Below are 13,125 nucleotides of genomic sequence, written 5' to 3'. Positions count from 1 at the left end.
CGTTTATTCATGGTGCAGCGCCTGGGTCGGGCTGAGCCGGCTGGCGCGCCAGCCCGGGTAGAGCGAGCAGAGCAAGGATAGCAGATAGATCACAGTCATCGACAGGCCGGCCGCGCCAAAAAACACCTGCCAGTTGAGCGCCGCGCCCAGCGCACCGGTCAACGGCAGCTGTACCAGCAAGACCAGTCCCAGCGCGATGGCCACGGAACTGAGCAACAGCTGCTCGGCGATGATCTGGCCGTAGATGGCGCCGGCTCTGGCGCCCAGCGCGCGCCGCAGGCCTATCTCCGGGATGCGCTGCGTGGTGTTTTGCCACAGCGCGCCGAACAGGCCGAAGGCGACCATCACCAGCATGAAGGCGGCAATCGTGGCCAGGATGATCAAGGGTGTGAACCCGGCGTTCAGTTCGGACTTGCGCAGGTCCGGCAGCGGTCTGATGCTGTAGCTCCAGTCGTTGCGGATCGCTTTCAGGCGGCTGTTGAGGCGGCTCTCGAAGGCCCGGTCGGTGCCCGGCTTGACGCGCAACAGCAGGCTGCGCGCGTAGCTGCTGACATCGGTCGGCACGAAACGCTTGATCATGAACGGCACCGGTGCCATCAACTCGCCCTTGCCGCGGTAGTCGTCCACGATGCCGACCACCTTGAAATGCTCCAGGTCGTTGTCCGATGCATAGGCGCGGCCCAGTGCCGCCTGGCCGGGGAACAGCCTCTCGGCCAGCATGCGGTTGATGACCACTGGCCGCGCGGCGGCGCCATTATCGCCCGGTGCAAACCAGCGCCCCTCGGCAAGGGGAACCGACATGACGGCCGCGAAATCGTCGCTCGCTTCCATCAGGTTAGCCGGAATCTCCGGGCCGCCTGGCGCTTTCATGCCGTCGATGTGGGTCGAATGCGTGTAGGGTGTGATGCTGGCAAAGGACGCCTGCGCCACTTCCGGCAGTTCGCGGACACCGCGCAGGAAAGCATCGATGCTGGCGCCGTCGAGACGATCCTTGCCGCCGGTACCAATCGAGACCGACCACACATCCTGCACGGCGAAGCCGAGCGGCATCCGGTACAGCTGCCAGCTGCGCAGTCCGAAGGCGGCAATGGCAAACACGATGGCAAAGGCGAGCAGGATTTCAAGACTCAGCATCAGGTTCCTGGACTTGCGTTTCCAGGTCAGTTTTAATAGATGGCGCAGCATCAGGTGCTTCCTTTCAAGGCGTGGACAGGATCGAGGCGCGACATTTTCCAGGCCGGCAGTACGCCGGACAGCAAACCGAACACGGTGGCGAGCACGAGCCCGTAGCCGAACACTGCCCAGTCCATCTCGATCTTCAGGTAAGGGATCAGGGCGGCGGCTTCGATCCAGGCCAGCACCCCGGCGGTGACGCCCAGGGCGATCAGGCCGCCGGCCAGGCAGAGCAGGATATTTTCGACGATCAGCTGGCCGGCCAGCGTGGCGCTGGTCGCGCCGAACGCCTTGCGCACGCCAATTTCCGTCTGGCGTTCGAGAATGCGCCCGGTATTCAGGTTGACCAGGTTCAGCGCCGGCAGCAGCATGAACAGAACCATGGCGGCACACAGGATGGCCAGCAGTTCGGTAGCGCCTGGATCGGCGGTCTTTTCGCTGCCCACCGTGCTGCGGGCAAACAGGTCGAGCTTGCTATCGGCCCAGAACTTCACGGTTTTCCACTTGGCCGGATCGTCGGTGACGACGCCGCTGGCGATGCGCGCCACCTCACGCCGGATGCGCGCCAGGTCGCTGGCCTTGTGTGCCAGAATCAGCGCCGAGAAAGACCCGGTCAGCTGCTGGCGATAGCCGCTCGACGGGAAGGTGGAAATGGGCGCCCACAGGTCACCGTACGCATTCAGGTGCAGCGCATTCTCGACCACGCCGACGATCTCGAAAGACTGGCCGCCCACGTCGATCTTTTGCCCGATTGCCGCCGCCGGCAGCCCGCCGAACAGTTTTTTTGCACTGCTGCGGTTAATCACGGCGACCTGGCGCGCGTCGATGTCGTCCTGCGCGGTGGTCAGGCGCCCAGCCAGCACCGTGAAGTCGAGCACCTTCCAGTAATCGGCATCGGTGCGGCGCATGTCGAGTGTGCTGACCCGCTCGCCCTGGTAGACCGAGACCGGATCGGCTGAGGTCAGCGCAGCGACGCGCTCGACGCCGGCCAGGGGTTTCAGGTACTGGTCGATCAGTTTGAAACCGAGCGGCGACTGGCTCATCGAGCCTTTGTCCCGCCCCTCCATGTGGATCGTCATCACTTGCAGGAAGCGGTCGCTCTTTCCCTCGACGCCGGCGGGATAGAAGGCGCTTTCGAGCATGGCGGTAATGACCATCAGGATGACCAGCGTGAGCACGATGCAGGCGAGGTTAATCGTCGTGAACAGTTTGCGGCGCATGAACACTTTCCAGGCCGTGAGCAGATAATTGCGGAGCATCGTGGTCTCCCTATGCGACCAGCTGGCCGTCGAACACGCGCACGATGCGGTGCACGCGGCGCGCCTGCTGCTCGTCGTGGGTCACCATCACGACGGTGGTGCCTTCGTCATTGAGCTGCATAAGGATGTCCATGACTTCCTCGCCCATCTTGCTGTCGAGGTTACCGGTCGGTTCATCGGCCAGCAGGATCTGCGGCCGGCCGACGATCGCGCGCGCAATCGCCACGCGCTGCTGCTGGCCGCCCGACAGCTGGTTCGGATAGTGATCCATGCGTGCGCCCAGGCCCACTTTTTCCAGCGCTGCCCGCGCCAGCGCACGCCGCTCGGCGTTGGCCATTTTCCGGTACAGCAGCGGCAGTTCGACGTTGTCGATCACGCGCAAATCGGGGATCAGGTGGAAGCTCTGGAAGATGAAGCCGAAGGTCTGGTTGCGCAGCTGCGCCAGGTCCTTGTCGGCGCGCTTCTGGACGGCCATGCCGTTGATGTCGATGCTGCCCTGGCCGGGCCGGTCGAGCAGGCCGATGACATTCAGGAGCGTGCTCTTGCCGCAGCCGCTGGGGCCCATCATGGCGACGAATTCGCCTTGCCTGACGTGCAGGTCGATGTCGTTCAGGGCCAGCGTTTCGACCTTGTCGGTGCGGTAGGTCTTGCTGATGTTGCTCAGTTTGATCATGGTGGCTTGCCTTAGTTTGTAATGCGGATGGTGTCGCGGTCTTTGAAGGTGCTGGTGTTGGAAACGATGAAGGCGTCGCCTGCGCGGGCGCCGGCGGCCACCTCGGCCACCTTGCCGTCGCTGGCGCCCAGCGTCAGCGTGGTCTTCTGCGCCACGCCGTCGCGCACCAGGAAGGCGGCCTGCGCGCCCTGGCCATTGAAGGCGCCCGCGCTGGCGATCACCAGCACGTTGGCGCGGCGCGCGGTGACGATGTGGACGTCGACGCGCATTTTGTTGCGCAGCAGGGTGTCGTGCGGCCGCTCCAGGTCGACCAGCAATTTGATGGTGCCGTTCTGGATTTCCGGCAGGATGGTGTGGATGGAGCCGGCCAGCACCGTGCCGTTCTGTTCGACGCGCACCGGCTGCCCGGCCGCCAGCAGGCTGGCGTGAAAATCCGACAAGGTCGCCTCGACCCTGTAATTGTGCAGCTCCGAAACGCGCGCCACCAGCTGCCCGGCCGCTACGCTGGCCCCTTCTTCTTCGACGACGAAGGTGAGCATGCCGGCAAACGGCGCACAAACGCGCGTTTGCGCCAGCAGCGCTTCCTGTTGCACGATCTGTTTTTGCAGGATGGCTTGCTGCAGGCCGGCCGCGTTGACTGCGCTGGCGGTGGCGCGGCGCGTGTCGACCAGCAGGTCGCGCTGCTGACGCAAGCCGATCTCGGCGCGCTTCACATTCAGCTCGGCCGTCAGCAAATCCTCGCCCGAGACGATGCCGGTGACGCGCAGTTTCTGGTTGCGCTCATGTTTTACGCGCGCGGCCTGCAGGTCGATCTCGAGCAGTTCGATGGCGCTGCTGGTCTGCTTGAGCTTTTGCTCCATCTCGAGTGTCAAGGTGCTGACGCGGTTGTGCTGTTGCGCCAGTTGCTCCTTGAGCGCTTCGAGCGCCAGGCGGATGGTGCGGTCGTCCAGTTCCAGCAGCAGTTCGCCGCCCTTGACCTGCTGGCCCGGCTTGGCATGGACCCGCGCGACGCGGCTCGCGCCAGGGCTGGACACGACTTCTTCGTGCACCGGAATGACGATGCCGGCCGCGTCGATCGTGTTGTCGACGTTGCCGCGCCTGACCGTTGCTACGACGATGTCGGCACTGTCCACGCTGGGCCGGATGACGCGGTTGATGCCCCAGGCGGCTGCGCACACGCCGGAAAACAGCAGCACGCCGGTGGCGATCTGGATGCGGCTGCGGCGGCGCAGTTGGGCGGAGGGAATGGCGTGGTCCATGTCAGGAAGAAGTGGTCGTGGTGACTACTTCACTGCAAGTGCCGTGCCAGGGCTGTTGCCCCGTGCGCCGCTGCATCCGGGTGGCCGCTGGCGGGCAGGGGTGTCCGGAACCGGACAGTCGGATCAATCGAGCCGGTAGCGGGCCATGCCCCAGTGGCCGCTGCGATGGCGACTGACAGCGGTCCAGCCGGCGGCGCGCAGTTCGCGCGCGATCAGGCGCTGCATGATGCCGTGGCCGACCAGCAGCACCGGGCCAGCGGCGGCGGCGGCAATGAGCTGCGCGCTGGCGGCCCTGGCGCGTTGCCTGACGGTGGCCAGCGCATCGGCGCCGCGGGCGTAGCCGCACAGCCAGGCCAGGCGCAGAAGGGCGGCCCAGGCGAACGGCGGCAGGCGCGGGCACCGCCACAAGGGAAAGGGCAGTGCGGCCTCGCGGAACAGCGCATCGACGCGGGGGGCGGCGTGGCCGAGCGCGCGCGCCGATGACTGCGCACGCGGCAAGCTGCTGGCAAAGACGATGACCGCCGTGCTGGCGGCGGCGAGGCTGGCCGGTGGGATGGCATCGACATGGACGCCGGCCTCGTCATACGCGGCGATCCAGTGGCCCATCTCGCACGGCGCCAGCCAGCGGCTCGCTGCCAACACCGGCTTGCCGTGCCGCATGAGGGTAATCTGCACGGATGCCTTCACAAATGAAAATGGGGCGTGTGCAGCAATCTGCACACGCCCCGAGTGTAGCGGATGACCGCCTGGCTTACACCACCGAACCCAATTTAAAGATCGGCAGGTACATCGCAACAACCAGGCCGCCGATGATGACACCCAGGATCACCATGATGATCGGCTCCATCAGCGAGGACAAACCGGCCACCGCTTCGTCGACTTCTTCCTCGAAGAAATCGGCGACCTTGCCCAGCATGGCGTCGAGCGCGCCGGATTCTTCGCCGATGGCCACCATCTGCGTGACCATGGCCGGGAACACATTGGCGTTCTGCATGGCCACGGTCAGGCTGGTACCGCTCGACACTTCGGTCTGGATCTTGCGTGTGGCTTCCAGGTAGACCGCGTTGCCGGAGGCGCCACCGACCGAGTCGAGCGCTTCGACCAGCGGCACGCCGGCGGCGAACATGGTGGCCAGCGTGCGGGTCCAGCGGGCGATGGTGGCCTTGCGAATGACCGCGCCGAAGATCGGCGCCTTCAGCAGCAGGCGGTCCATGGTTTGCTGCATTTTGAGGGACCGGCGCCAGCTCTGGAAGAAGAAGTACAGGCCGCCGAACAGGCTGCCGAAGATCAGGTACCACCAGGTGACGAAGAAATCGGAGATCGCCATCACGATCAGCGTCGGCGCCGGCAGGTTGGCACCGAAGCTTTCGAAAACCTCTTTAAAGGCCGGCACCACCCAGATCATGATGACCGCGGTGACGATGAAGGCAATCGCCAGGATCGACACCGGATACATCAGGGCCGACTTGATCTTGGCCTTGATGGCGATCGTTTTTTCCTTGTAGATGGCGAGGCGGTTGAGCAACTCTTCCAGGATACCGGCCTGCTCGCCGGCGCCCACCAGGTTGCAGAACAGCGGATCGAAATACAGCGGATATTTGCGGAATGCGTTGTTCAGGCTGGTACCGGTTTCGATATCCGCGCGCAGGTCCATGATGAGCTTACCCATCGATGGGTTGGCGTGGCCCTTGCCGACAATTTCGAACGATTGCAGCAGCGGCACGCCGGCCTTCATCATGGTGGCCAGCTGGCGCGTGAACAGGGCAATGTCCTTTTCGCTGATCTTCTTGCCGCTGCGGTACACCTTTTTCTTGACCTTGGTGACCAACACGCCCTGGCGACGCAGGGTGACGTTGACGATCGCCTCCCCGCCTGCCCGCAGTTCGCCGCGTACTGTCTTGCCAGACTTGTCCTTGCCTTCCCAGGCGTAGATCGATTCCTTGATTTGCGCGCCGCCGCGCACAGGGAGAGAGGTTGCCATCATTGTTCCTATTCGTTGGTACAGCCAAGTACTTCTTCGAGGCTCGTCAGGCCTTGTTTCACCTTCATCAGACCGGAGCGGCGCAAGGAATTGACGCCTTCTGCTTCGGATTGGGCGGCAATTTCCATGGAATTGCCGTGTGCAAGAATGATCTTTTCAATGGCAGGGGTGATCGGCATGATCTGGTAAATGCCGACCCGGCCCTTGTAGCCGGAACCGAGGCAGCGCTCGCAGCCGACTGGCCCCATCGGTTGCCAGCCGCCCACCTCGGCCGGGCGGTAGCCGGCGGCCAGCAGCGCTTCGTCGGTCATCGCCAGCGGCTGCTTGCAGGTGCACAGGCGGCGCGCCAGGCGCTGGGCGGTGATCAGGATCACCGAGGAAGCAATATTGAACGGCGCCACGCCCATGTTCATCAGGCGCGTCAGCGTCGACGGGGCATCGTTGGTGTGCAGCGTGGAAAACACCATGTGGCCCGTTTGCGCGGCCTTGATGGCGATGTCGGCCGTCTCCAGGTCGCGAATCTCGCCGACCATGATGATGTCCGGATCCTGGCGCAGGAATGATTTCAGGGCCACCGGGAAGGTGAGACCGGCGCGGTCGTTCACGTTAACCTGGTTCACGCCCGGCAAATTGATCTCGGCCGGGTCTTCCGCGGTCGAAATATTGATGCCCGGCTTGTTCAGGACGTTCAGGCAGCTGTAAAGCGAGACGGTCTTGCCGGAACCGGTCGGGCCGGTCACCAGCACCATGCCGTACGGGCGCTGGATGGCTTCTAATAGCGTGTCGCGCTGGTCGGCGTCGTAGCCGAGCGATTCGATGCCCATCTGCGCCTGGGTGGCGTCCAGAATACGCATGACGGTCTTTTCGCCGAACAAGGTCGGCAAGGTCGAGACGCGCAAGTCAATGGTCTTCACGGACGACAGGATCAGGCGCATGCGGCCATCCTGCGGCACGCGTTTTTCGGAGATGTCGAGCTTGGACAGCACCTTGATGCGCGAGACCAGTTTGTCGCGGATCGAGATGGGCGGTTGCGCATGTTCGCGTAGCACGCCGTCGACCCGCATGCGGATGCGGTAAAACTTTTCGAACGGCTCGAAGTGGATGTCCGACGCGCCCAGGTTGACCGCGTCCATCAGGATTTTGTTGAGAAACTTGACGATCGGTGCGTCTTCGACCTCGTTGGCCTGGTCGTTGCCCTGCTGGGCGGCCGGTTCGTCGTCGGCGAACTCGATGTCCTGGTCGTCACCGACCATGTCCTGCAAGGTTTGCTCGGCACTCTTGCCCAGCGTGGACAGCAGGGCAATCAGGACGTCGTGCGCGACGATGACGGGTTCGACCGATGCTTCGCTCTGGAACTTGATCTGGTCCAGCGCCTGGATATTGGTCGGGTCCGACACCGCGACCGACATCTTGTTGCCGCGCTTGGCCAGCGCGACCACGCGCTGCGATTGCATCAGCTTGCCGTCGATGGCCGACGGCGGCAGCGAGGCGGCGCTGAAGGCGGACAGGTCGATCAGCGGGTAACCAAATGTTTCAGAGCAGAAGATGGCCAGGTCGGGCGCCTTGATGGTGCCGGACGCGATCAGCGCATCGATGAACAGGGTCTTGTCCTGGGCTGCTTTCTTTTGCAGCGCCTCGGCTGCGGGCAGTTGCAAACGTCCCGCCTGCACGAGCGCACGCGCCAGGCCAGCCAGTGCCGTGCCTGAGTTCGTCGTGGGAAGGACTGCCGCCATAGATGCCGTGGGTTAGATATATGTTGAACAACAAGGTTGACAAATGCGAAAAATTCGGGCTGCATAGGCATGACGAACTTATTCGATGATGCCTACGGGCATCAATTTTGTAAAGAGTTTGTATGCGAAGCGAGGCGTCGATACCACGTAGGCAGAATGGCATCGCACGCGAAAAACGCGTGCGAGCGGGCGCAATGGGGCGTCAGGAAGTGCGTTTGGCTGGTCCCAGGCGTAGCAGTTTTACCACTTTGATGGCCTGGTTTTGTACTTGCACCACTTCGATGACACAACTGCCCATCTTGAGGGCGATCGGCGCGTCCGGGATTTCCTGCAACTGTTCCAGCAACAGGCCGTTGACGGTTTTCGGCCCATCCAGTGCAAAGTTCAGTCCCAGCCGCTTATTGATGTCGCGCAAGGGCGTGGAACCCTCGAGCAGGCAGACGCCATCCTTGTCCCAGCCGAAGGAATCGCTGCGCGTGGCGCCGGGGACGGACGTGGTGAATTCACCTATCATTTCTTCGATAATGTCTTCTAGCGTGACAATGCCCTGAACTTCACCGTATTCGTCGACGATGATGCCGAGCCGCTCGCGGTTTTCCTGAAAATATTGCAGCTGGGTGAATACGCCGGTGTCCTGCGGAATGTAGTAGGGCGTGCTGACCAGTTCGCGGAAGTGCTCGACCGTCAGTTCGTCGTCCTGGTTCAGCAGCGCCACGGCTTTGCGCACGTGCAGCACGCCGATGATCTTGTTGATCTCGCCTTCATACACAACCAGCTTGTTGTGGTAGCAGGTTGTCAACGCCTGTTTGATCTCGGTTACCGTCGATGCCAGGTCGATGGCCTCGATCTGGGCGCGTGGCGTCATGATGTCTTCGACCGAGATCGTTTCCAGGTCAAACAGGTTGAGCAGGATACTTTTGTGCTTTTGCGGAATGAAATTGCCACCTTCCAGCACGATCGAGCGCAGCTCTTCCGGCGAGACGCGGTGTTCATGGAGATTCCCGCCGGACTGGATGCGCAGCCCTTTCAGCACCGACGAAACGAACAGGTTGACGAACCAGATCACCGGTTTCGCGGCGCGCATCATCGGTTTCAGGACGACGGCCGCGAACAGCGAGATGCGTTCGGGATAGGTCGCGCCGATGACTTTTGGCGAAATTTCGGCGAACACGATCAGCAAAAAAGCAACAACCGCGGTGGCGATCGTGATCACGCTTTCTTCGTGGCCGAAGAACAAAATGGCAATCGCCGTGACGAGCGCGGTGGCCATGGCATTGATCAGCGTGTTGGCGATGAGCACCAGCGACAGCAGCTTGTCGGTACGGTCGAGTAGCCACAGCGTCGTGATGGCGCCGCGGTTGCCGCGCTTGGCCAGGTGGCGCAAACGGTATTTATTGGCGGCCATCAGGGCCGTCTCGGACATCGCGAAAAACGCCGAGCAGGCAATGAGGACAGCGAGTGCGAGCATCAGCACCCAGAGTGGTACGGTATCCAAGGCGAGCCGTCGGGACAATTACGTGGGCAGAACCGGTGCGGCGGGTTGGCCATGACCGGTGCGTCGCGCCTGCGGTGAAGCGCAAGCGCAGAGTGACCGATTCTAAGGCAAGGGGGAATTGCTTGCAAGTTTGTCCACGCGAAGGCGTGGCATCATGCCGCGCCAACGGCGTCGAAACGCCGTCGTCAGCGCGCGTGTCGGCAACACCACTATATTAATAGGGCGCCAGCGCCAGGCGCCCACTTTCCGCTGCGGCAGGGGCCAGCTTGAACACCGCCAGCGCTCCACTGAGATGGTCGGTCTGGTCCAGCAGCGACAGCGCCGCCGCCGACGCCTGTTCCACCAGCGCCGAATTCTGCTGCGTCATGTCGTCGATGCTGGCAATGGCCCGGCCAATGTCGTCGATGCCCTGACTCTGGCGCTGCCCCGCGGCGCTGATCTCGGACATGATGTCGAGCACCTTTTTGACCGACTCGACGATTTGGCCCATGGTGACGCCCGCTTCATCAACCAGCACGCTGCCGGCGTTGACCTTGGCCACCGAATCGCCAATCAAACCCTTGATTTCCCTGGCTGCGGCGGCGCTGCGCTGGGCCAGGTTGCGCACTTCCGACGCGACCACGGCAAAGCCGCGGCCCTGCTCGCCGGCACGCGCCGCTTCCACGGCAGCATTCAGCGCCAGGATATTCGTCTGGAACGCAATCCCGTCGATCACGGCGATGATGTCGACGATCTTGTTGGCCGAGCTATTGATTTCGCCCATGGTCGCGACCACGCCGCCGACCACTTCGCCACCGCGCGTGGCGATGGTCGAGGCCGACATGACCAGGGTGTTGGCCTGCGTCGTGCTGGCGGCATTCTGGCGCACGGTGCCGGTCAGTTCTTCCATGGCGCGTGCGGTGTGCTCCAGGCTACCTGCCTGCGATTCGGTGCGGCTGGCCAGGTCGGCGTTGCCGCTGGAAATTTCTGCGCTGGCCACGGCGATGGTTTCCGCCGATGACTTGATATCGGCCACCATATTGGCCAGGCGGTCGCGCATTTCCTTGAGTGCTGCCAGCAGGCTGCTGCTGTCGCCCGCATCGGTGCGGATCGCCATCGACAGGTCGCCCGCAGCCACGGCGCTGGCGATGGCGCGCGCATATTCCGGCTCGCCGCCGAGTTGCTGCCAGATGGCCTTGACGACGAAATACGACACCAGCGCCAGGCTGAGCACGACGATCAAGGCGGCCAGCACCATGGTGGTGAGGACCTTGTTCACGCTCGCTTCGCTAGTGGCGATGCCGGCCTTGAACTGGGCCTTGGCCGCGTCATTGGTTTTTTGCAGGTCTGTGGTCAACACGGCCAGGGCGCTTTGCATGCGCCCCACGGTTGCCTGGGCGTCGCCTTGCTCCATCTCGAGCATGATGCGGGCCGAGGCCAGCGCCGGGACGTAATAGGCGTCGAATTCCTTGACCAGGCGTGCGCCTGTCGCTTGCTGGCCCTCGATGGCGCCGAATGCGGCCATGCTGGCGCGCAGTTTGGCGGCTTGCTCGCCCACGGCGGCAATGCGCGCTTTGTCGCCTTCGGTGACGGCGTCGCGCAGGCTGCTGGTGACGGCGCCGACATCGAGTGCGAGCGACTTGGTCGCGTCGAGCACCGGATAATCGACCCGTTCGGTCATGCGAATGGAGGTGAGCGCGCCGTTCGCAATACTCGCGCTGACGGCAATGCCCAGGCCAAAAATGATGGTGGAGATAACGGGCAATGCCCAGATCCTGCGCTTGATGCTCATGTCTGCCTCTTTTTTATTGTGACGCACCCGCCGCCTGGAAGACCAGGGCGGCGGGCGATGGTCATGCCCAGCTGCTTATGGAGTCAGGACAACCTTGACCGTGGCGTCGACCGCGCTCTTTTCGATGTAGCCAATGGCTTTCGGATTGGCGGCCACGGCCTTCTTGACGTCAGCGCTGCTGGCCACTTCTTTCGGCGGCGCAGCCTTGCCCGTGAACACCAGTTTCGACCACAGCGCCTTGGTTTGCGAGGCATCCTTGTCGGCCACCTTCTTGTAGAACTCGCCCCGGATGGCCGAGCCGTCGGACTGGTCGATCGGCGTGAAAGCCGTCGATTTGCCAAGATAGACGTTGGCGACCTGGTCCTTCGAGATGGCGTCGGTGTTGGCGGGATTGACCACCACCACGACTTCGGCGAAGGCGGGCGCGGCGGCCAGGATCAGTGCGCCAATTGCCGCGTTAAACAATTTGTTCATCGATGGCGCCTTAAAATACGAAGTCGACAGCGACAGTGCCGACCGTGACCGCGTGGGAAAAACCCGGGTTCGCGTTCAGGAACAGTCCCTTGCCGTTTTTCGGGGTGATGCGGTCGACCTGGAATTTCAGTGCCGCCGAGCGGTGCAGGTCCCAACGTACCCCGAGGCTGTCGGTCGCTTGCTCGCCTTGGCCCAGGCCCGCGCTGCGCAAGGTGGCGACACCGGCGGACAGGGCGCGCAGGGTCGGCGTGCACGCGACCGGGTAGCCGGCCGGGCAGGCCGCCGGCACCGTATTGGCGACGACACGGTCGACCGCCAGCTTGCCGTGCGTGTAATAAGGCAGGAATTTGCCGATGCGGTAGCCGCCCATCACGTACCACGAGGTGGTGCTGTTGATATAGGAGTCGGTCTTGCGCCTGGCGTATTCGCTCTGGCCGATGAAACCGTTCCAGTCCAGCCCCAGGCCGACCGAGGTGAACGACGCCTTCTTGCTGTCGGCAACCAGGTCGCCGGCCAGCGTGTTCAGTACCGGCAGGCGGTAGCCGGTGCCGGCGCTGCGCAGCGATGCCAGCAGGCCATCGAGCGAGGTCGAGCCGGTGATGGTCAACTTGCCGTCGGCGCGGCCGAAGCGCGCGGTGAACGGACCGTGTTCGGCCACCAGGTTCAGCGCCACCAGCGATTTCATTTCCACATTCAGATTGCCGGCCACCGGCGCCTTGCTGCGTCCGGCAGCAAGTTGCGCCGTCAAGCTGGTGTCGCCGAAGGCGACCTGCCAGACGGCATCGACGCCGTCGATATTGTTGAACGGAACCTGCGAGTACATCTCTTGCGGCGGACGCACGAAGTTGTTGGCGTAGCCGACGTTGCGGTACTCCGAAATCATGAAGACCGGCACACCCATGCGGCCGACGCGGATGCTCAGCGCATCGTTGACCCTGGCTTTCGCGAAGGCCAGCGTGGCTTCGGCGCCGTAGTCGTCTTCGGCATCCTTGCGTACCAGTCCCTGGCCGGTCAGCGACAGCCAGCTATTGATGGCAACGTCCGCTTGCAGGCCGAGATTCGAATCGACGCCGGTGCGGGCATCCTTCTTGACGCCGCGGGCCTGGTTGGCGCGGCCGAATTCGGCGTCGTCGGTGTTGCTCATTGTCAGGGCGCCGGTGCCGAAGCCGCTCACTTTGATGCTCAAGCCATCGCCCACGTCCTGAGCGTAGGCGAGGTTGACTGCCAGGGGCAGGGCCAGCAGTGTGGCCAGAATGTGTTTTTTCATGCGTTACCTGTCGCGAGTATGCAGTTGTGAATCGAATTGG

Annotated in this window: 11 protein-coding genes; all 11 read right to left on the bottom strand. The window is 63.2% G+C overall.

The window, feature by feature from the left end:
- Positions 1-3: 3 nt before the first annotated feature.
- Positions 4-1,134 carry an ABC transporter permease gene (locus V6M87_RS03745; protein ID WP_332848398.1) on the bottom strand — a complete coding sequence of 377 codons (1,131 nt, stop codon included), beginning with the start codon at positions 1,132-1,134 and terminating at the stop codon, positions 4-6.
- Between the two features lie 50 nt (positions 1,135-1,184).
- Positions 1,185-2,432: an ABC transporter permease gene (locus V6M87_RS03740; protein ID WP_332848397.1), complete on the bottom strand. Its 1,248-nt coding sequence runs from the start codon at positions 2,430-2,432 to the stop codon at positions 1,185-1,187.
- 10 nt (positions 2,433-2,442) lie between these two features.
- Entirely contained in the window at positions 2,443-3,105 is a 663-nt protein-coding gene (locus V6M87_RS03735) for an ABC transporter ATP-binding protein (protein ID WP_332848396.1), read from the bottom strand.
- Positions 3,106-3,116: 11 nt separating this feature from the next.
- Positions 3,117-4,364: an HlyD family efflux transporter periplasmic adaptor subunit gene (locus tag V6M87_RS03730; protein WP_332848395.1), complete on the bottom strand. Its 1,248-nt coding sequence runs from the start codon at positions 4,362-4,364 to the stop codon at positions 3,117-3,119.
- Positions 4,365-4,487: 123 nt separating this feature from the next.
- Positions 4,488-5,039, bottom strand: a complete 552-nt coding sequence (locus V6M87_RS03725) for a histidine phosphatase family protein (protein ID WP_332848394.1) — start codon at positions 5,037-5,039, stop codon at positions 4,488-4,490.
- A 76-nt stretch (positions 5,040-5,115) separates the two neighbouring features.
- Positions 5,116-6,345: a type II secretion system F family protein gene (locus V6M87_RS03720; protein WP_332848393.1), complete on the bottom strand. Its 1,230-nt coding sequence runs from the start codon at positions 6,343-6,345 to the stop codon at positions 5,116-5,118.
- Between the two features lie 8 nt (positions 6,346-6,353).
- Complete coding sequence (gene pilB, locus V6M87_RS03715) at positions 6,354-8,078, bottom strand: type IV-A pilus assembly ATPase PilB (RefSeq protein WP_332848392.1); 1,725 nt, start codon at positions 8,076-8,078, stop codon at positions 6,354-6,356.
- Positions 8,079-8,280: 202 nt separating this feature from the next.
- Complete coding sequence (locus V6M87_RS03710; protein ID WP_332848391.1) at positions 8,281-9,573, bottom strand: HlyC/CorC family transporter; 1,293 nt, start codon at positions 9,571-9,573, stop codon at positions 8,281-8,283.
- Between the two features lie 214 nt (positions 9,574-9,787).
- Positions 9,788-11,344, bottom strand: a complete 1,557-nt coding sequence (locus tag V6M87_RS03705; protein ID WP_332848390.1) for a methyl-accepting chemotaxis protein — start codon at positions 11,342-11,344, stop codon at positions 9,788-9,790.
- A 75-nt stretch (positions 11,345-11,419) separates the two neighbouring features.
- Positions 11,420-11,818 (bottom strand): hypothetical protein, encoded by a 399-nt coding sequence (locus V6M87_RS03700; RefSeq protein ID WP_332848389.1) that lies wholly within the window; start codon positions 11,816-11,818, stop codon positions 11,420-11,422.
- Between the two features lie 10 nt (positions 11,819-11,828).
- On the bottom strand, positions 11,829-13,085 hold the full coding sequence (locus V6M87_RS03695) for a hypothetical protein (RefSeq protein WP_332848388.1): 1,257 nt from the start codon (positions 13,083-13,085) through the stop codon (positions 11,829-11,831).
- Positions 13,086-13,125 lie beyond the last annotated feature (40 nt).

The organism is Massilia sp. S19_KUP03_FR1, from assembly GCF_036688685.1.
In the GTDB taxonomy this organism is placed as follows: domain Bacteria; phylum Pseudomonadota; class Gammaproteobacteria; order Burkholderiales; family Burkholderiaceae_D; genus JALYUM01.
Note: the sequence above shows the minus strand (reverse complement) of the source record. Positions and strands in the feature narration are given on the sequence as shown.